General features: G+C 44.4%; 17 protein-coding genes and 1 pseudogene. 3 read left to right on the top strand and 15 right to left on the bottom strand.

Annotation, left to right across the window (positions count from 1 at the left end; translation table 11 throughout):
* Positions 1–13: 13 nt before the first annotated feature.
* From cydC to IGJ26_RS00380, 5 genes are all read right to left on the bottom strand, one after another.
* Positions 14–1,771: a thiol reductant ABC exporter subunit CydC gene (gene cydC / locus IGJ26_RS00400; RefSeq protein ID WP_430599780.1), complete on the bottom strand. Its 1,758-nt coding sequence runs from the start codon at positions 1,769–1,771 to the stop codon at positions 14–16.
* Positions 1,764–3,485 (bottom strand): thiol reductant ABC exporter subunit CydD, encoded by a 1,722-nt coding sequence (cydD, locus tag IGJ26_RS00395; RefSeq protein WP_074535585.1) that lies wholly within the window; start codon positions 3,483–3,485, stop codon positions 1,764–1,766. The genes cydC and cydD overlap by 8 nt, the downstream gene beginning before the upstream one ends.
* Entirely contained in the window at positions 3,482–4,501 is a 1,020-nt protein-coding gene (gene cydB / locus IGJ26_RS00390; RefSeq protein WP_005232836.1) for a cytochrome d ubiquinol oxidase subunit II, read from the bottom strand. Before cydB ends, cydD begins: the two co-directional genes overlap by 4 nt.
* Complete coding sequence (locus tag IGJ26_RS00385) at positions 4,498–5,928, bottom strand: cytochrome ubiquinol oxidase subunit I (protein ID WP_005232838.1); 1,431 nt, start codon at positions 5,926–5,928, stop codon at positions 4,498–4,500. Before IGJ26_RS00385 ends, cydB begins: the two co-directional genes overlap by 4 nt.
* Before the next feature lie 182 nt (positions 5,929–6,110).
* Entirely contained in the window at positions 6,111–7,076 is a 966-nt protein-coding gene (locus IGJ26_RS00380) for an Rgg/GadR/MutR family transcriptional regulator (RefSeq protein ID WP_061053539.1), read from the bottom strand.
* Positions 7,077–7,171: 95 nt separating this feature from the next.
* Here IGJ26_RS00380 and IGJ26_RS00375 point away from each other — a divergent pair, with 95 nt between their 5' ends.
* Complete coding sequence (locus IGJ26_RS00375) at positions 7,172–8,113, top strand: ABC transporter ATP-binding protein (protein WP_087664747.1); 942 nt, start codon at positions 7,172–7,174, stop codon at positions 8,111–8,113.
* On the top strand, positions 8,110–8,862 hold the full coding sequence (locus tag IGJ26_RS00370; RefSeq protein ID WP_430599779.1) for an ABC transporter permease: 753 nt from the start codon (positions 8,110–8,112) through the stop codon (positions 8,860–8,862). Before IGJ26_RS00375 ends, IGJ26_RS00370 begins: the two co-directional genes overlap by 4 nt.
* Before the next feature lie 82 nt (positions 8,863–8,944).
* On the opposite strand, the gene IGJ26_RS00365 is transcribed toward IGJ26_RS00370, so the two are convergent.
* The 5 genes and pseudogenes from IGJ26_RS00365 to IGJ26_RS00345 all read right to left on the bottom strand — a co-directional run bounded on the left by IGJ26_RS00365 (position 8,945) and on the right by IGJ26_RS00345 (position 13,371).
* Positions 8,945–10,384 (bottom strand): glycoside hydrolase family 1 protein, encoded by a 1,440-nt coding sequence (locus tag IGJ26_RS00365; RefSeq protein WP_101698730.1) that lies wholly within the window; start codon positions 10,382–10,384, stop codon positions 8,945–8,947.
* Positions 10,385–10,428: 44 nt separating this feature from the next.
* Positions 10,429–11,694: a PTS sugar transporter subunit IIC gene (locus IGJ26_RS00360; protein WP_008376678.1), complete on the bottom strand. Its 1,266-nt coding sequence runs from the start codon at positions 11,692–11,694 to the stop codon at positions 10,429–10,431.
* Positions 11,695–11,804: 110 nt separating this feature from the next.
* Complete coding sequence (locus tag IGJ26_RS00355) at positions 11,805–12,611, bottom strand: MurR/RpiR family transcriptional regulator (protein WP_008376679.1); 807 nt, start codon at positions 12,609–12,611, stop codon at positions 11,805–11,807.
* A gap of 149 nt (positions 12,612–12,760) precedes the next feature.
* Positions 12,761–13,052 (bottom strand): annotated as a pseudogene (locus tag IGJ26_RS00350) (type II toxin-antitoxin system RelE/ParE family toxin).
* Positions 13,042–13,371, bottom strand: a complete 330-nt coding sequence (locus IGJ26_RS00345; protein WP_086298932.1) for an AbrB/MazE/SpoVT family DNA-binding domain-containing protein — start codon at positions 13,369–13,371, stop codon at positions 13,042–13,044. Before IGJ26_RS00345 ends, IGJ26_RS00350 begins: the two are co-directional and overlap by 11 nt.
* A 255-nt stretch (positions 13,372–13,626) precedes the next feature.
* Between IGJ26_RS00345 and IGJ26_RS00340 the strand changes: the two genes are divergently transcribed.
* Positions 13,627–13,983 carry an MmcQ/YjbR family DNA-binding protein gene (locus IGJ26_RS00340; protein WP_005232842.1) on the top strand — a complete coding sequence of 119 codons (357 nt, stop codon included), beginning with the start codon at positions 13,627–13,629 and terminating at the stop codon, positions 13,981–13,983.
* 107 nt (positions 13,984–14,090) lie between these two features.
* Here the strand turns inward: IGJ26_RS00340 and IGJ26_RS00335 are convergent, their stop codons facing one another.
* The 5 genes from IGJ26_RS00335 to IGJ26_RS00315 form a co-directional block, all read right to left on the bottom strand.
* Positions 14,091–15,533 (bottom strand): glycoside hydrolase family 1 protein, encoded by a 1,443-nt coding sequence (locus IGJ26_RS00335; protein ID WP_005226517.1) that lies wholly within the window; start codon positions 15,531–15,533, stop codon positions 14,091–14,093.
* A 221-nt stretch (positions 15,534–15,754) separates the two neighbouring features.
* Complete coding sequence (locus IGJ26_RS00330) at positions 15,755–17,074, bottom strand: PTS sugar transporter subunit IIC (RefSeq protein ID WP_008376690.1); 1,320 nt, start codon at positions 17,072–17,074, stop codon at positions 15,755–15,757.
* Positions 17,075–17,081: 7 nt separating this feature from the next.
* Positions 17,082–18,362, bottom strand: coding sequence for a DUF4038 domain-containing protein (locus IGJ26_RS00325; RefSeq protein WP_086298929.1), 1,281 nt, complete (start codon positions 18,360–18,362; stop codon positions 17,082–17,084).
* A gap of 45 nt (positions 18,363–18,407) precedes the next feature.
* The gene (locus IGJ26_RS00320; RefSeq protein WP_430599777.1) at positions 18,408–19,265 is read right to left on the bottom strand and encodes an alpha/beta hydrolase; all 858 of its coding nucleotides are present in this window, start codon (positions 19,263–19,265) and stop codon (positions 18,408–18,410) included.
* A 12-nt stretch (positions 19,266–19,277) separates the two neighbouring features.
* Positions 19,278–20,726 (bottom strand): FGGY-family carbohydrate kinase, encoded by a 1,449-nt coding sequence (locus IGJ26_RS00315; RefSeq protein WP_087664741.1) that lies wholly within the window; start codon positions 20,724–20,726, stop codon positions 19,278–19,280.
* Between the last annotated feature and the right edge of the window lies 1 nt (position 20,727).

Genomic DNA, 20,727 nt, shown 5'->3' with positions numbered 1-20,727 from the left:
TGGACGCTCTTTTTTATCGTCGTCCTTGGTCAATGGCCAATAAGTGTTGAAAATGTTTGTTTTCTGATGCCAATTCGGCAGGTGTTCCGCTCATGGTCAACTGTCCATCTTCAATAAAGAGCACACGGTCCATCATCGAAATTCCTTGCAAGTGGTGGGTGATCCAAATGATCGTTTTGTTCTCCAGCACTTTGAAAAAGGTTTCGAGCACGCCTTGTTCCGTGATTGGGTCTAAGCCGACGGTTGGCTCATCCAATAAGATGATCGGGGTGTCTTTTAGCAAGATCCGCGCCAATGCCAAACGATGCCGTTCCCCGCCGGAAAAACGCAAGCCGGCTTCATCCACCATCGTCGCCAAGCCATTAGGCAAAGCTGCCACCATTTCTTTCAACCCGACTTGCTCCAGTACGCGCCAAACTTCTTCTTCCGAAGCCGACTCATTGCCTAGCCGAATATTATTCAAGACGGTCGTATGGAAAAGATAGGGACTTTGATTGATGACACCGATCAAGTCACTGATCGACTCACTCAATGCCGTCACTGGCACGTCATTTAAGGTGATCGACCCTTGTGTCGGTTGCAGATCGCCTCGCAACAAGGAGGCAAAGGTACTTTTCCCAGAACCGCTACGGCCAAGGATCGCTAGTTTTTGATGCGCAGGAATCGTTAGATCCAGCCCATGAAGCACTTCTTTGCCTTCAGGATACTGAAAATGCAAGTCCTTGACTGTGATCGACACGAGGCCCGTCACTTCAGGTACTGACGGTTGCTCCATGGAGACTTGGCGATTTTCTTCTGGCAATGCATTGAAGCGATCGATGGAGTCTTTGTAGCGATTGGTTTCTTGAGCAGCTGACGGTAATGGCGCAAATGCATCAACTAAAGGAAAGACACACAGGACAAAGGCAGCGATCCAGTTGGCTGCTCCTCCGTGGTTACCTGGAAAGCGAATGCTGGTCCAAAGCAGCAATGCGACAGCAATCACCCCAAAGATGCTTTGTAAAAGAAAATCACGCCGGCGATCAAAGGACAGCATCTGTTCATCCACCGCCCGCAACTGCGTTTCCAGTTCCTTATGGGCAGCCACGTACTCGCTCCCTCTTTGAGAGAAGACCCAATCAGAAACCCCTAATACATTATCCGTCAGTGTCGTATACAAGTTGTTTTTCATGTGTTTTTGCTTTTCTTGTCGCGCGCCGTTGATGATCACCGACCAAAGAGGCAAGACAAAGACGATGATCCCTAATAGCAGCAGCATGACCAAAGCAAACCACCAAGAAAAATAGCCGAGTCCAATGATCAAGAACGCATACAAGATCCAAGCGATCACAGTAGGAAAGATCGTCCGCAAATACAGGTTTTGAATATGGTTGATATCTTCTGCCAATAAGCCCAAGATATCCCCTGTGCGATGCGCTTGCTTAAAGAAGATCGCATCTTTTTCTACTACGTTGTACAGTTTCAATCGTAAATTAGAAGTCATGCGCAAGACCCAGCTATGACTGGTCAACCGTTCCAAATAGCGAAAAACTGGACGGCCGATCCCAAACGCTCGGGTCAGTACGATGGGGATGTAAACCAATAGAATGTTTTCTGGGATCGATGCCGAGCGGCTAATCAGGTACCCAGAATTAAACATCAGTGCCCCACCACAGAAAAAGGTCAAGAAGCCTAGGAATAAGGCCAGCGCCAAAACGTTTTTGTATTTTGACAAGAAAGGCTTGACCCACGTATCAGTTTTCAATGAGCGCAATAAGCCGATTTTATTCAAGCTGTTCCCTCCTCATTCCATTGACTAGTTCTGTAAAAGCACCTTGCTTTTGCTGCAGTTGTGCCAAGGTTCCTTGTTCCACGATTCTTCCTTGATCCATCACGATGATTTCATCCATTTCTTCCATCCAGTGCAAGCGATGGGTTGCAAAAAAGACTAACCGGTTTTCCATCAGCGGCAGCATCCGTTCCTTTAAGGCCACTTCGGTTTCAATATCCAAATGAGCCGTTGGTTCATCAAACAAAAGAATCTTTCGTTGCTGGTCTAAAAAGGCACGGGCTAACGCGATCCGTTGGGCTTGTCCACCACTTAGATGCCGTTCCCCTTCTCCTAACATCGTGTCCAACCCTTGCGGCAGCTCCGCTAAAAGCTCAGTCAAGCCTGCCACTTCAATGGCTTTCAGTACGGCTTCTTTGGTAGCTGTCGGCTGATAAAACGCGACATTTTCCTGCAAGGTCAACCGATAGATATAAGGATTTTGCGGAATATAAATCAGCTGTTCTTGCCAGCTTGCTTGGCGAAAGGCCGTGGTTTTGGCCCCTCCGAGAGTAATCTCGCCACTGTCTGGCACGAGAAAGCCACTCAAGGTATTGATCAAGGTAGACTTGCCAGAACCGCTCAGACCGATGATCCCGATCTTTTTGAAGCCAGTCACGTTCAAATTGATATCCGTCAAAGCCGCTTTTTCCTCGTAGGAAAATGTCAGCTGATCGATCGTTAACTGGGCGTCTTCCTGCCAACGAGGCACCGTTACTGCCGGTACTTGGGCTTCGGGCTGATGCAAGATCTCCGTCACCGCAGTCATCGCATTTTTCCCGTCTAAGGTTGCATGGTAATCACTGGAAAAGTCGCGGATCGGCAAGAAGTATTCTGGTGCTAAAATCAAGATGGTTAACGCTGGAAACAACAAGATCCCTTCATTGATCAGCCGCAAGCCTAGCAAGACTGCCACGACGGCAATCGATAAGGTCGTGAAAAAGTCTAAGGCGAAGGTCGATAAAATACCGACTTTTAATGAAGCCATCGTCGCTTTCCGAAACCGTTCGCTGGAAGCAAAGATACTTTTGCCATATTTTTTACTGACCCCAAACAATTTCAGCGTGTCGATCCCACGCAGGGAATCGATAAAATGATTGGACAGTAGTTGAAACGTCCGGTATTGTTTTTCCGCTTTGCTTTGCGCGGCATAGCCCAAGATGATCATAAAAATGATGATCAAGGGGAACACCAACAGCAAGACCAAGCCGGATTCCCAATCCAGATAAAAAACGAGTGCCAAAATGACCCAAGGAATGATCGACATATTCATGATTTTGGCAAGAATCAATTTCAAGTAGTTTTCGACTTGATTGATCCCTTCCAAGACCATCGTTGTTACATTTCCCGTCCCTTGCTGTTGTGCGATCTGAGGACCGACCCGAAACAATTTCTCCAACAATTGATCCCGCAGATCGGCGGCTTGCTGGTAACTGTAATCATCGAGTCTTTTGGAACGGAAATAGATAACGGCTTGTCGGGCGATAAACGAACAAAAGAACAGCAGAATCCAGCCCCACTGTTCCTCTAATGGTCGTCCTTCCCATAAGCCAGTGATGGCACGTGCCAATCCATACGCCTGCCCAATAATGAAGAGCGCCTGCAGGAACGAAAGTCCCGCAAGCAGCCCTAAAAGTTGTTTCATTCCTGGGAGCTTCATGATTTGTTTATCAATCATTTATACCCCTCCAACGCCTCCGTATGACTGATCCGCTTACGGAAGATATAGTAACTCCAAGCCGTATAGGCCAAGACGAAAGGCAAGATCGTCAGTGAAAGATAACTCATGATCTTCAATGTGTAGCGGCTTGAAGACGCATCAGCGATCAACAGGTCATAGCTTGAATCGATCGAACTGATCAAGACTCTTGGGAATAACCCTGTGAAGATCAATGCCACCAAAGCGATCAACGTCAAGCCGCTCGCAATGAAAGCCATCATTTCTTTGCCTTTAAAGACGCCGATATTTGCAATCAGTGTCAGTACAACGATCACAAGCAACAAACCAAGCGTTGTCGCAAAATGATTCTCAAAGAAATCCGTTTGGAAGTAAAGCATCACAGCAAAGACGATTAAGCCTGCATATAGGATGCCATAAAAAATACTTGCATAGTTGCGTGCCCGTGCCCGAATCGGACCTTCCGTTTTCAAAGCGATATAGTTTAATCCGTGCAAGTAGCACAACAAGGTCAACGCGATCCCGCCAACGATTGAAAATGGATTGACGTAATCCGTAAAGGTTGCCGTCATGTTGCCATCTTCCCCCAAAGGCATTCCTTGGATCATGCTGACAAACATCAGACCGAAGAAAAATGGCACGATCGTACTGCCGATCGTCAACGTCCAATTCCAAATATTTTTGTGTTCTTTCGGGAAGTTCGCTCGAAACTCAAAGGAAACACCACGAATGATCAACCCGACTAAGATCAATAACAAAATCAAATAAAACCCGCTGAACAAAGAAGCATACCAGTATGGAAACGAGGCGAACATCGCTCCGCCGGCGGTCAATAGCCACACTTCATTGCCATCCCAGACAGGCCCGATCGTTTTGACGATCTGGTCTTTTTCCTCTTCATTGTGGGCCAATGTCTGCACGGACATCCCCACACCAAAGTCAAACCCTTCTAAGAAGAAAAATCCGGAAAATAAAAGCCCAATCAACGTGAACCATAGTAATTGCAGACCGGTCATCCTTCAAACGCCTCCTTATCAAATGGGTCTTCGTACCCATCTTGGTTGTCTCCTTGGCTGATTTCACCAAAGGCTTCTTTTTCAGGTCCATGATCCATTTCCCGTTTCACAAGATAGACCATCGTTCCGCCTAAGCCAGAGAACAAGAGGAAGTAAACGATGTTTGAAATCAAGAGTGAGGTCACGGAAACGTTTGGTGACACACTATCTTCGATCGTAAACAAGCCGTAAACCGTCCATGGGTAACGTCCTAACTCCGTGATCAACCAACCAGCTGTATTGGCAATAAATGGGGTGAACAAAGTGATTGCCACTACCCAAAGTAACCAGCGTTTTTCAAAGAGCCACGGTTTCTTCTTACGCGTAAAATACAACCCCAGACCAGAAACCAACAGCATCAAGGCACCAAAACCAGCCATGATTCGGAAGCTCCAAAAGAGTGTATTGACCGGCGGGTAGTAATTGCGGTCGCCGTAGGTTTCAATCAATTGCTGATTGACCGTATCCATCCCATCGATTGAGCCGAAGGGTTCATTGAAGGCTAAGATACTCAACATATATGGAATCGAAATACCGAAGACTTGGTGATGTTCCGCTTCATTCGCCCAAGCAACGACAGTCCAAGCCGCAGGACTCCCGGTATCTTCATAAGTTCCTTCCATTGCGGCAAATTTCATTGGTTGTTCTTCAACCAAGTATTTCATTTGTTCATCCCCGGCTAGCAAGACGGTGAATGAACCGAACAATGCCACCGCAAAACCGATCCGCATTGATTTTTTGAAGAAATCGCGGTCAATGTCTTTGTCTTTCTTCAATAGACGAAAGGCTGATAAACCAGCAACAATGATTCCGCCCATCGTGATGGCTGCGGTGATCACGTGTAAAAACTCATACCACACTTGTGGATTTGCCAATAAAGCACCGAAGTCAGTCATTTCTGCCCGGCCATTGTTCAAGGTATACCCCACTGGATGCTGCATAAAACTATTGGCAGCTAAGATCCAAAACGCCGATAGCATCGAACCAAGCGTCACCAACCAGAAAAAGGTGGCGTGCAGCTTCGGACTGACCCGATCCCATGTAAAGATCCACAGTCCTAAGAACGTCGATTCTAAGAAGAACGCCAACAAAGCCTCCAAAGCCAAGGGCGCACCAAAAATATCCCCGACAAAACGAGAATAGTCTGACCAGTTCATCCCAAATTGAAATTCTTGAATGATCCCTGTCACGACCCCGACAGCAAAACTTAATAGAAAAATATTTCCCCAAAACTTCGTCATCCGGCGATATTTTTCATCTTTTTTGATCACATAAAGTGTCTCCATAATTGCAACGACGACACCAGTTCCGATCGAAAACGGTACAAAGAAAAAGTGAAAAATCGTCGTCATCGCAAACTGGATTCGCGCTAGTGTCACAATATCCATCCTACATCCTCCTATTTCATAAAAAAGTGCATTAAAATAATTCTAAAGAAAGAAAAATTCCAACTTCGAATATACTCCTCTAATCAGTAAAAAAGAAGCAAATTGCTTGCATTTACTGATTTTTAATCACTTCCTCTCCGATTCTTAAACATAAGGCGCTTTCATCAGCGGAATATAGCTTTTTAGGGCTCTTCCCACCCGTAACGAGTTCCCTCAGAAAGCAAAGGATCACTCAATAAAATTCCCGGGAAATCCTCCTTTAAAACAAACGTGCTTAATGATTGATACATGGAAAACGTGGTCTTCATCCCTAATCTTTCCAATTGATCTAACGTTTGTTGCATTAAGTCCGCCGCTTTTGGCTTGTTTTGTTTTAATAGACATGTCCAGCCTTCAAAAAACGGCATAAAGATCGCTTGCTCAATGTGTTCTTTTTCATAAACATGATCTCGCCATAAATGAAAGGTCTTTTCCGCATAATCCACCTCATCAAAAACAGCAAAGACGGAAAACACCGTCTCAAACGTGTTGTATAGAATATCTTTGTTGCCGGGGATTTTTGCAAAGCGCTGACTCTTTTTGATGGCGATCGTCAAACAGCGCCAAAGCAAAGCTGGCTCCATCGAAACTGCTACGCGGGCAAATAGCCGCAGCTCATAAACACCCCATGTATCGGTATTCAGCAAGTAATGTTTCGCAGAGTCCAAACAATAATTGTGTTTCGGGTACGCCTCCTGGATGGGCACCCCTTTAAAAAGCTCCTCTTTCATCAAGTAGTCAAAACGGATCAGTTGTAAGAAGTGGTCCAGCTCCAAGGAGTAATGTCGTTGAAAGTAGGCGGTCAGCTTTTGATATTTCTTTTTTAGTTTAGGTACTTCATCAATAGATTCGATCCCCATCGAACGGACATAGTCGACCATTAGCTTTTGAGCCTCCGAATGATGCTCCCCCGTATGCAGCAGTTGAAATTCGGCAAAACTCACTTCTAGTTTATCTAGCAAACGATGAAATCGTTCGCAGGAAATCGTCGTTTTGCCATTTTCAAATTGCGATAACAAAGACATCGACAATTGTTCGTCCACTAATTCCTTCAATAGTAAGCCTTTGCTTTTGCGAAGCTCTTTCACTGTCGCACCATAATTGTTCATTTTTTCACCTTCTTTTTCAATATATTGAAATAAGCAGTTGCTTTTCCCGAAGAGCCTTTATAGTTGAATTATCTTATAGAAACGAGGGAAAAGCTATGGATACCCATGTAAAAAAGAAAATGCTTCACGTGAAACATTTACAAAAAAGTTTCAAAGACAAAACCGTTTTGAAAGAGGTCACTTTTGACGTCACTCCTGGCGAAGTATTTGTCTTACTAGGATCAAACGGCGCTGGAAAAACCACTTTAGTCAAAATTTTGTCCACTATCCTGCCTTTTGATCAAGGAACCGCGCTGATCGCCGGGATCGACTTGACTAAAGATCCAGCAGCGATTCGCGAAAAAATCAGTCTGACGGGGCAATTTTCCGCCGTCGATCAAGAACTAACCGGACGAGAAAACTTGCTGATGATTGCTGCCTTGCGCCATGTCAAAAACAAACAGTTGATCGTCCAACAGTTGTTAGAGCGTTTTGATTTGGTGGATGCCAGCAACAGACTCGTCAAAAATTATTCTGGTGGCATGCGACGGCGCTTAGACATCGCCATGAGTTTTATCGGCGAACCTGACCTGCTCTTTTTAGATGAACCGACGACCGGGTTAGACCCGCAAAACCGCTTAGCCACATGGCACATGATCAAAGAAATCGCCGCTCAAGGACGAACGATTTTCCTGACGACCCAATACCTAGAAGAAGCTGAATTTTTAGCAGACCAAGTCGCCATTTTGCATGAAGGGAAAATCATCTTGCAAGGAACACCAACAGAAGTCAAAGCACTGCACCCTTCGCAAACGATGGAAATCAGCGTATTGACAAAAGAACACTTGCAAACCGTGCGTCAGCATCTGTCTGATTTTCCGCTGCAAGTCAATGAGTCCAGTCTCTCTCTGGCATTTCCCGTCAGTCAAGACTTCCAGCATTCCTTCACGCTGTTGCAGGAACTCAATCAACTACCGATCACCATCACCAGTTTTAATCAAAAGAATGCTTCTTTAGAGGATATTTTTCTAACACTTGTCCAAGGAGGAAACCAATGAAAGCAATTATAGAAACCAACACCTTATTCAAGCGCAATCTCTTGCTATCGATTCGCAGTATGGAGACTCTGCTAAGTGGAATTTTGACCCCAGCGATTTTAATGATCCTCTTCGTCTATGTTTTTGGTGGAGCTATGAACGTCGGCGATACTTCTTATGTCGATTTTGTCGTTCCCGGTGTCCTCGTCCAATGTATCGCCCAAAGTGCTTCCTCCGTTGGGGTAACGGTGACGGAAGATTTGAAATCCGGCATGGTGGAACGGCTGATGACCTTGAATATTTCTAACTCAGCCTTTTTAAACGGCCATGTCTTCGCCGAGACCCTTCGGAGCTTGATCAGTACCTTGGTCGTATTGATCGTTGCCATGGTCATCGGTTTTCGCCCTCAAGCCACAGTTGCTGGCTGGGGGCTCGCCTTCCTATTGATCTTTTGCTTCACCTTCGCTTTTACTTGGGTCTCAGTTCTGGTTGGTCTCATCGCCAAAAGCCCCGAGACAGCTACCTTGTTTACTGTCTTGATCACCCTGTTGCCCTACTTAAGCTCTGGTTTCGTCCCTACGGAAACCATGCCGCTCCCGTTAGCCATTTTTGCTGAATACCAACCAATGTCGCCGATCATCCATTCTTTGCGAGGGCTTTTGTTAAACTTGAAAGATACCACCTTGATCAGTGCCTTTAGCTGGTGCGGCGGTATCGTAGTCGTGAGCTGGTTCTTGGCACGAATGCTTTATCAGAAACGGATACGCTAATGACGCCGGCTACCTTTTCTGACTCTCTTATAAAAAAAGCGGCAACGATCAAGCTTCTGCTTCGTCGTTGCCGCTTTTTTTTTTAATCGAGGACTTCTCCGTTAGAAGCCGTCACTTTCTTATACCAGTCAAAGCTGGCTTTTTTGTACCGTTTTCCTGAACCATTGCCCCAATCATCTAGATCCACGTAAATGAACCCATACCGCTTGCTCATTTCTGATGAGGAGCAGCTAACAAGATCGATCGGTCCCCAAGGATAGTAGCCGATCAGTTCTACGCCATCATAGATTGCTTCTTTCATTTGTTCAATGTGCTGTTTCAGAAAATCAATGCGATACGTATCATCGATCGTTCCTTCTTCATTCAATGTCTCATAAAAACCCATACCATTTTCTGTGATCATGATCGGCAATTGGTACCGATCATAATACTCATTCAAAGCAATCCGTAACCCAATTGGATCAATCGCCCAGCCCCAGTCATTGGCTTCTAAATAAGGGTTAGGCGAAGCTGCGTCTTCTTTCCCGTAGTTTTCACTATGAATGATTCGCGTGTAGTAATAGGAGAAAGAAACAAAATCGACCGTATGCTTGAAGTCCGCTTCATCGTTTTCCCCAAATTGAATCTCGATGCCGTTTTCTTCAAAAAAGCGATAGGCATAATTCGGATAAGTTCCCCGCGCAAGTACATCTGAATAATAATATTCCATTTGATTATTTTTGAGAGCACTCAGAACATCCAACGGTTTACAAGTAGCTGGATAAACATTGCCATAATAAGACATCATACCAATTTGAAAAGAAGGATCAATTTCTTTCCCTACTTTGATCGCTCTCGCACATGCTACCAATTCATTGTGAACCCCTTGGTACTTAGCTTGCTTCAGATTGTCGACTCGGTCAGCGGGAATACCAAGGTGGTTAAATGATTCATGGGTAATTAAGTTCATTTGATTGACTAAGATCCAATATTTGACTTTTCCTTGGTATCGTTTGAATACGACTTGCGCAAAATGAACAAAGAAATCAATCAGTTTACGATTTGACCAGCCATCATAAGCCATCGCTAAATGGATCGGCATTTCATAATGAGACAAGGTGATCAAGGGTTCCATACCGTTTTCAAGGATACAATCGATCAATTCGTCATAAAAGCGCAACCCTTCTTCGTTGGGCGTTTGTTCGTCTCCCTTTGGAAAAATTCTCGCCCAGCTAATAGATGTTCGAAACGAATTCATGCCTGTTTCTGCCAAGAGTGCCAGATCCTCACGAAATGTATGGTAAAAATCGATCCCATCCCGTTTGGGGTAACGCCCTTCTTGATCATTTAAAGCAAATTCAACGTCTGCCGTCGTTATTTCTTTGTTGCTTTTCTTTTTTATATCGATATCATTACGAAAGCGATTGATGTCTGCCACGCTCCAGCCTTTTCCCCCTTCAAGATAGGCCCCTTCTAATTGATTTGCGGCAACTGCACCTCCCCAATAAAAATCGGCAGGAAATTGATTCTTATTTTTCTTCATGTCATTGCTCCTCTTCTCAAAATTTGATTGCTCATCTCATAGACTTATGCTTCGGTTTGACCTTCTTCAAGCACTAATTTGCGCTCGTAGGCCTTGAAGAAAGGATAATAAATACCCAAATAAATCAAGAAATTCACCACTACTAAGACAGCACCGCGAATGCTGGCTGTTGCGATCACTGCTGAAAAAATACTCGGAACCGTCCACACAGCCGCTAATGGATACGCCATTCCGGGAACAAGATTGGACACAAACGCGAAATAAGTCACGAAAGTGGTCACGATTGGTGCCACGACAAAGGGAATCGCCAGTGCTGGATTCAAAACGATCGGCAACCCAAACAACAGTGGCTCATTGATGTTGAAGACCCCAGGAATAAAGCTGAGACGACCAAGTTGTTTTAAAAATTTTGATTTGGAGAAACACATCATTGCGCAAAGTGCTAAGGTTCCTCCGCCACCGCCGATCCATAAGAAAGTAAAGATAAACGGCTGTACCCCCAGATTAGGAATCGCTTGTCCGGCTTGTGCTGCTGCCATATTTGCTTCAGAATTGACTAGCCAGATCGGCAACATCACCGTCGCTAATATTTGCGGATGAATCCCGAATAGCCACATGATACAAGTCAATCCTACATAGACCAAGGGTGCTGCTAACGAGTTGGAAGAAACACTTAATAAGGGTGTGATCAAACTTGCAATCAGGGCATTGATGTCAAAGCCGATCAAGTGAACAATGATCCAAACGATCGTCATTGAAAAAAACACGGGAATAATCACTTCAAAACTGCTGCTGACATTCGTAGGGACTTGCTCTGGCAGTTTAAACCCGATATTGTATTTTTTACAAAGGCGCATGCACTCGACTGCTAATATAGCGGTCAAAATACTGGCGAACATGCCTTCTCCTCCAAGATATTGCGTAGAGATAAACGTTCCTTCATCTAAAGAAGTGAAGGTCAATGTAGTAAAAAAGGTAAAAATTGCAGAAACGCCCCCTGCCAAACTATCCAGTTGGTAGCTTTGCGCTAATCGTGCGCCGATGCCAAAAGCTGCATAGATCGAAAGCAGTCCCATACTCATATTGAAGGGAATGATCAGTTTTGCCACTAAGTCGGGATGATTGCCCATAAACGATACATAGGATTGAGGCCATGGAATGTACGGTATCAATAAAAAGATCGATCCGATCACTGTGATTGGAATCGTTGCGATCAATCCATCGCGAACAGCACTCAAGTGACGTTGATTAGAAAGTTTCATCATTGGCGGCATCACTTTGGTTTCAATAAATTGCATTAATTTATCCATCAGTAAATCCTCCTAAATTTTTTAAGATATATCTTAACTTGAATATAAGCGCTTTCTCATAAGGAAACAATAAAAGCTATTTTCCAAAAATGGAAAATAGCTTTTTACGTTTACTCTTTTCTCATATTCATAATCATAAAAATCATCCATAGATGAAGCACTTTTTGCGAGTAATAATTCGATGACATCAATGGAACGACCTCTTTAAACAAGACACGCTCTTCAAAGAGATTACTTTGAGCGGCTTGCTCGCTGAACGTCAATAAAACTTTCTGACAGGCCGTTTTTTCAAGCAAATAGGCCTTTTTATCGATCCAGCTGCCGGTTAGATTGATCACAAAACAAATATCTGTTTCCCGCAATACTTGATCAATCAGCTGATCTTCCGCATTACGGTTTACTTCAAAAACGATATAGCCCATTTGACTAAGCAGTTCCCGCAGGAGATTAACAACCGAAAAAGAATAGCTGTTACCCAAAATCGCCACTCGTTTTTTTCGTTTCATTTCTTCTGCGATCCGTGTGCATTGGTGTTGATCAAATTGGTCAAAAATCTGTTTTTGGACCATGTACTCTCGGGCTAAAAATTGGTCAACCATTTCAGATACTTTACTCTTTGTATCGAGATTCGCTAGCATCCCTTCAAACATCGTATTTGCTAAATGGTATTCTTGTTCAAAATAAATCGTGAGGTCATTACGCATTTCTTTAAAACTAGCATAACCAAGTTTCTTACAAAATTTAGTGATACTGGCAGGGGTCGTCTGTGCAGCATAGGCGATTTCTTCAATATAGATCGCAGGAAATTCATCGATTCGCTCAATTAAAAGTTTTGTTATCAAAAAATTCAAATCGTATTTTTTGCATTTAAATAGATGTTCATTTAAACGAATGTATACTTGACTTGTCGTTTTCATAGCGACCACCTCACTTGCTTATTTACGCTGCCGGTTTCTTCTATCTTAGCATAGGCATCCATTTCTTAGAACCTTTCACTTATTGTACTTTTTAATAGAAATCAAAAAAAGAGTCCGCCTACGCGCAACTCTTCGATTCGGGTCCCCAGTTATTTCATTAACTGCTTTAACTGTTCATAAAAATTCTCATGGGTGCCACATAACAAGACTGGAATCACTTGGTCATCGATCACATCATAAGCAATACGACAGGTTGTCCCTGCATACTTAAAACCCTTCGACCAGATTCCAGCTAAATCGCCAGTTTTTTTGATCGCCGCTATACGGTTCGACAGCTATTTCATCATAAATGACATGAAGAAACTTTTGTTTCAGCGGTTTCTCCTTCAACTTTTTTAAATAATTCACTACTTGTCTAGATGGAATCACCTCATAAGCCAATTTCAGTTGCCAACTCCTCTTTGGTCATTGCTTTCCCGTCGGTAGCAGTATCCTTTGCAATTGTCTTAAATGAAGAAATCATCTTACTCTTACGCGCTTTAAATTCGGATAAAATATCTTCGTGTTCGTATCCCTCATTAATAATATCAGTCAAGATATCTTCACTGAAATCATCGAATGGTTTTACCGGTTCAATAAATTCATACAAGATTCCATTTTCTACTAGCTTTGCTTCTACTTCCACACCATTGGGAATACCAAAGTCTTTGGGCACCGTCAACATAATGGAATTCCCTTGTTTTCTTGTTTTCGTAATCATCGTTGCACTCCTCTCTCTGTTTTTGTAATTACTCTGTAAGAACATTATATCGTAATCGAATGTAATGACAAGTAATGCCGAAAGCTGAGTGTCAAATTGAGAAAATAAACCGCCTGCTACTTTACCTTATTTATTACTATCGATGCAGCAGGTGATACGGCTCATTAAACCAAAGAGCCCAATCTCCTTTTCCAGCGAAATATTGGCAAAAATACAGTATACTGGAGTTGAATGAATAAAAAGGCAGGGATACCCATGGATCTTAAAAACCGTCTGATCGCATTCGCTCAGACCTTCAATGATGTTCAGATCGACCATCCATTTGCAAAGTTTCCCGAGTACCAAGTCTTGCGGCACCGTAAAAGCGGCAAATGGTTTGGCTTGCTGATGACTGTAGAAAAGCAGAAATTAGGCCTGGAAGGAACGGGAATGATCGAGATTTTAGATGTCAAAGCAGCGCCCGAAATGGTTTCGATCATCAATCAAAGTCACGGCTATTTACCCGCTTATCACATGAATAAAAACCATTGGCTCACCGCATTACTAGATGGCTCTGTATCAGAAAAACAACTCCAATCTTTGTTACGAGACAGCTATGAACATACCCGTTAAACCCAAATATCACAAAAAACCGATCAACGATGCGCCAGTATAGGAGCACCGTTGATCGGTTTTCTTTTATAACGGATCCTGCGTCATCCGTGAGTCTAACGAAACACTTAGGCCAACTCTTCTCCGTTTGTTGCAATAACTTGTTTGTACCAATCGAAGGATTTTTTCTTGGAACGATCCATCGTGCCGTTGCCTTCGTCATCAAAGTCAACATAGATAAAGCCATAGCGTTTGCTCATTTCGCCTGTTGAAGCACTGACAAGGTCGATACAGCCCCATGGCGTGTAGCCGATCAAGTCTACGCCATCAGCAATCGCTTCCCCCATTGCTTCAATGTGGCGGCGCAAGTAATCGATACGATAGTCATCTTCGATCTTACCTTCTTCGTTAAAGGTATCAATGGCTCCTAAGCCGTTTTCCACGATAAACAACGGTTTTTGATAACGATCATACAATTCATTCAACGCGATGCGCAGCCCTTCTGGGTCGATTTGCCAGCCCCATTCACTTGCTTCTAAGAATGGATTGCGGACGCCGCCTAACAAGTTTCCTTGCACTTCATCGGCTTCTTCTGTGGTGATATCCACGGCAGAAGACATGTAGTAGCTGAAGCCAACATAGTCAACAGTATGTTCAGCAATCAAGGCTAAGTCTTCTTCGGTAATCTCAAGATCCTCTTTATTGACGCCGTGTTCTTTGTACAAACGATCCGTAAAGGATGGGTATTTTCCACGTACCTGCACGTCGGCACAGTAGTAGTTGAAGGCTTGATTATGGATCATCGTCGCCACTTGGTTGACTGGGTTCGCATCAATGCTGTAAGTCGTTGCATAAATGATCATACAACCGATCTGTAACTCTGGGTTTAATTCATGGCCGATTTTGACTGCTTTACTGCTGGCAACAAATTGGTTGTGCCACGCTTGGATCACGTTTGTAAAGTCGCTGGCACCCGTGCTGTTGACCATTCCTTGACTCAATGCAGAGAAATGGAAAGCAGAGTTGATCTCATTGAAGGTCATCCAGTATTTGACTTTGCTGTGGAACCGTTCCAAGACGACTTTTGCAAAACGCTCATAGAAATCGATCAATGCTCGATTTTTCCAGCCACCGTATTCTTTGGCTAAATGCAAAGGCATTTCATAGTGGGAGATCGTAACCACTGGCTCGATCCCGTATTTCAAACATTCATCGATCAGCGCATCGTAAAATGCTAGCCCAGCTTCGTTTGGTGTCGTTTCATCGCCTTTTGGAAAGATACGTGTCCAAGCGATAGAAAAACGATAGCTCTTGAAGCCCATCTCTGCAAACAACGCAATGTCTTCTTTGAAACGGTCATAATGGTCGATCCCGCGATGATTTGGATAAGTGTATTTGTCCTCATCGATCGTCCAATCAAACGTATCACTACCTAAAATCGCTAAACGCTGTTTGCCGCCAGGCATTGCATCCGCCACTGACAATCCTTTGCCATCGCGATCGAACGCCCCTTCTAATTGATTCGCTGCGGTCGCGCCGCCCCATAAGAAATTTTCTGGAAATTTTGCCATTTGCTCGTTCTCCTTTTGTTTTCTTTTGATAAACCTACCTAGCTGGTTACTGAAAAATCTCCGATAAAAAACAAAAAACCTAAATAAGAGCCGCTGCTAAAACGAGAATAGCGCTTTCTTATTTAGGTCTTGCCTGATCGAGTCAGTAACAATCCACGTGGGTTTTCTTTCTTTAACTATAGCACTAACTCATTGGCTTGTCATCATAAAATCGGTTTCTTTTAAACCGTTTCCCCCGTTGCATCGATACTTTCAGTTTGTGGGTGACCCTCCGCTTGCGCTGCTTCTGCTTCCGTTTTTAATTTTCCTTTATCTAATATTTTGACAAAAGGAATGTACAGCAAGCAGCCTGCCAAAACGCAAACGACTTGTAGAACTGCGACCTGCCAGCCTCCAGCTAGAAACCCATTTAGAAAAATCGGTGTGCCAAAGGGAACTTGTACGCCACTAAGTCGTGGAACGATCCCACTCCAGATCGCTAGGTACGCCACAAGCACTTGAACCAATGGTGTTAATATGAACGGAATCGCCATGATTGGATTCAAAATCAGCGGTAAGCCAAAAATCACCGGCTCATTAATGGTGAACAATCCAGGAACGGCACTTAGGTTAGCGACTGTCCGTGATTGTTTTGATTTCGCCAACAGCAAAATAACGATAATCAATGACAATGTTCCCCCAGCCCCACCAATACCAGCAAACAAATCATAAAACGACTTGCTCAAAATATTTGGCAGCTCGGAACGAGCAACACCGCTAGCTAAAGCATCCATATTTTCTACATCCATTGGTAAGTACAAAGCGGTGACAAAGCTACCCACCACCAACGAACCATGGATACCGAAGAACCATAGCACCATTTGGATCAGTACAATAAATAACAACGAACCGACACTAGAAGACAAGCTTTGCAGCGGCATTGCCAAGATTTGATAGATGAAATCTGAGAATGAGCCATAAGAAGTAAAACTGAATGCCCAGCTAATGACGATCGCGGTAAACCCAGAAATAATTGCTGGAATCAAACCGGCGAAGGTATCCGTCACAAATTGCGGCACGCCTGCTGGCATTTTGATGGCGATATTTTTTTCTAAAATAAAGCAGTACAAACGAGCAAAAACTAAGCCGCAGATCATAGCGGTAAACAAGCCTTGAGCGCCGAGTTTGCTCATGTCGAGGGTCGTTGTTTCCTCCAAGGTGACCATTGGCGTCATCATCAAAAAGGCAAACAACGAAACGATGCCGGCAGGGACTGCCGACTGCTTAAATTCTGTCGCTAAACGGTGACCGACAAGAAAGGAAGCGTACACTGAGATAACCCCAACGGTCATACTGTAACCGACGGAAAAATAACCGCCAATATTGATCGAGTTGATAAAATCTGTCCACCCTTGAATCGGCAAAACTGCTAACAACAAGGCGATCGAGCCAATAATGTTGATCGGCAGCGTCGCCATCAACCCGTTTGAAATTGCCTTTAAATACCGATTGTTGGAGATTTTATCTGCAAATACTAATACCTTATCCATATATTTATCCATTTTCTTTTCACTCCTTTATTTGGATGACGAACAATACATCTTCGTGACAATTGTGGGGATGGAAAACAGTGATACCATCAGTAACTGTCAGTTTTGGTTTCAAGAAACGATTGGTGTTCAAATCGATCAATGTGACGGTCGCTGTAGAAAGATCTCCTTGCAGGCGAACTGTTGTATTGCTTGGCAAGTAAAGCAAGGCATCCTTCCTTCCTGCGATAGCTGCCATACGAATCTGTTCATCTGCATCGATCAAGCGCTCTTGGCAAGGCACAAGCTCCTGAATATTTAATAATTCAAATAATTGCTTGATAAAGCCATAATCATCTGCCCCAGGAAAAGACAAAGCTTCTGGCCAAATCATCGGACGATCAAACGCTTCCCCGATTTCTTCCGCAAAGGTTGCCGTCGGGGTTTGCCAACTCCAGATGCCGTGGGCACCGTACGTGATCCCAGCCGAGCCGCCGGCTAACAATGATTGCCATGCTGCTTTGCGGACATCTTTTTGACCAAATCGACCGTATACGTGACGGGCATAGCCCATTTGTTCATAGCAAGGTTCTGAGTTGATGATCGGCAGTTGCGGTTCTCGTTGATAAAAACGCTCTGCCAAATAATAAGGCATATTCAAAAAGGCGCTGTTATGACCTGATTGGTATAAAAATAAGTCCAAATGTTCGACGATAGGTTCAGGGATTTCTTCAAAACGTCCCTTGATATGAATCGTTTTCAAGGTATTGGGCGAATGCTTTTCAAAGAAAACAAAGGCTTCTAGATACGTATCGATGGTTGGCTGTGTTGGGAAGTCCGTATCGCCACCAATAAAGTAGATCGGATGGAAGGCATCAAACGTCTTAATCACTTTTTGATAGTAGGCCTGGCGGCAATCCTCCGGCAACACGTTGCGTTCTTTGTCCAACTGGCTAGCCCAAGTGCCAGCGACATAGTTTGACCACAAGACAACCAATGCTAAAGTAAAGCCTTTCTCATCGGCAATTTTACAAAGACGCTGAGCCCGTTCGAAATAGGCATCCTCCCAAACCGTAAAATCAAAGACACCCGCATCAAGGGGAAACGGCAAGCAGTCAAATTGACCACGGCTGCGATCCCATTGCGGTAACACATTGATTTGAAGGGTGTTGAATCCCTGCTCTTTGCGTTTGTCTAAGTAGGTGATCCAGTCATTTTCTTGAATACTAGTAAAAGCACTCCAGCAAGTATCGGCTAAATAAAAGAAATGCTGTCCGTCTCGCAATAAGGTGCGTTTGTTTTGGTTTACGGTGATTTTCACGGTGGAGCTCTCCTTTCATCGGCACAAGTTGTGCACTGGCGGTTATTAATCAATATAACTACTGAGCCAGCCTTCGCACAGCTCAAACCATTTGGCGACATGGGCATTGAGGTGACTTGACTTGCGTGCCGTTGTTCGATCCGCTAATGCCAGTCCGTGTTCGCCTTTTTCAAAAATATGCAGTTCGAATGGAATTTCTGCTTCTCTTAATTTGACCGCCAACTTCAACGAGTGCGCCACATCGACTAAGACGTCTTCCGTCGTATGCCAGAGAAACATCGGAGGTGTCCACTGATCGACATGATGCAAAATGTTCATGGATTGAATGGCTTCTTCCGTCGGTTGTTTACTCCCAAAAAAGCGCTCGTTGGCAGTTAAAGGTGTTTCGATTAAACGAGCGGCAAAGCCTAGCTCATCGATTGGGACAGCATGCTCTTGATAAACCAATGGGTAGCCAGCGATCGCCAAATTCACTTTCAGTAAGTCACTGCTGACGCCCAACACTTCTGCCAGCTCAGCATCGTGCCAGCGCGTCGCTAACTGTAATGCTAGATGTCCGCCTGCTGAAAAACCGCAAACGATGATTTGATCCTCATCCACCAACCATTCGTGAGCATGCTCACGAATGATTTTGACGGTTTGGGCGGCTTCCATCAAGGCATTGTGGGGAACGTTTTTCACCTGATCACCGGTGGTGTACCATAAAACAACGCTATTTAGCCCGATACTATTGAATTTCAAGGCAATGACTTCCGCCTCTCGATCACTGGTAAAGGCGTAGCCGCCGCCTGGACAGACGATCACTAGCGGTCGTTTCTTGCCGACATTGTACTCTTTGGATTGGTGCAATAAATAGGTATCCACGTAAGCCGTTTGATTCAGTTGAATTCGTTGAATCTCCATATAGTTCCTCCTTTATCCTTCACTAAAAGCAGCTGACTTCTCAATGAACCGTTTCCATTTTTCATATTTCAAACGGATCACGGCCTGTTCGGCTTGCGGAACGATCGTGGTTTGCTGAATAGCTGGTTCATTCATGGTTGGTTTGGCAACAAGCATTGTGCCGATGGCTGAAAATTCTTCGACTTCGCTGACGATGACGGGTTTATTGATCAAAGTCGCCAATAAGCTCATCAAGGCGCGGTTTTTCGAAACACCGCCATCGATCATTACCTGATTGATCAGTCGTTCAGCGACTTCTTCCATCACATCGATCACTGCTTTGATTTGAAAAATGATGCTTTCTAAAACGGCTTTCAACAGCTCATGAGTCGTCGTTGTGCGTTTCATGCCGACAAAGCTGGCAGTCATCGTATTATCCCAAAAAGGGGCACCCATTCCTTGCAATGCTGGGATAAAATAGATGTCTTCTTGACTGTCACTGGTCAGCACTTCTTGACAGATCTCAGCTACATCTGGCAGCGGAGCCACTTGCTCACTGAACCAGTTGATGGCGTCACCACAGGAACGGATGATGCCTTCTAGCGCAAACGCTGTTTCCTGGCTAGTTTGCCAGCCGACCGTCGTCAAAATGCGGCGATCCCGCAACGTCTGCTCCTGCTGCACTTGCATCATGATCGAACAACCGGTGCCCATCGTGATTTTTACATCCCCAAGGCTTTGACAACCTTCACCGAATAATGCCGCTTGTGAATCGGCTAAGATCCCTTTGATAGGGATTCCGTGATAGCTACCGAAAACCGTATCAGCAGGTTTGATCGCTGGCAAGTCTGCTAAATGGATGCCAAAAAGTTTGACGAGTTCTGCATCCCAACGGCCCTCTTCAATATTGTAAAACAATGTTCGGCAAGCGTTGCTGGCTTCTGTCGCAAATACTGTCCCTTGCGTTAAATTCCACAACAGCCAGCTATCCATCGTACCGATCGCCAATTCGCCAGTCCCCGACTTTTCTTTGATGGCCGATAATTCTTGGGCCAACCATTTCACTTTGGTGCCGGAAAAATACGGATCTAAGCGCAAACCGGTCTTTTGATTGATCGTCTTTTCCCAGCCTTGTGCCGTCAATTCTTCACAAATCGTAGCGCTGCGGTTGCATTGCCACACGATCGCATTGTACAGGGGATTGCCGGTCAATCGATCCCAAGCAACGATCGTTTCTCGCTGATTGGTCAAGGACAAGGAAACGATTTGATCTGCAGTGATCGCTTGTTCTTGAAACACTTGTGCCAGCAATTCTTGGACATTTTGCCAAATCTCGAGGGGATCATGTTCGACCCACCCGACTTTTGGATAAATTTGGCGATGTTTTTTATCGTAACGTTGCAGGATTTTCCCTTCTTGAAACAGTAAGAGCTTGGTACCGGATGTACTCTGATCTAAAACAAGCTGATAGGTCTTGTCCATC

This window comes from Enterococcus sp. AZ095a (assembly GCF_050546735.1).
Lineage (GTDB): Bacteria > Bacillota > Bacilli > Lactobacillales > Enterococcaceae > Enterococcus_D > Enterococcus_D entomosocium.
The sequence above is the reverse complement of the archived record's forward strand: the minus strand, read 5'-3'. Positions and strand labels throughout refer to the sequence as shown.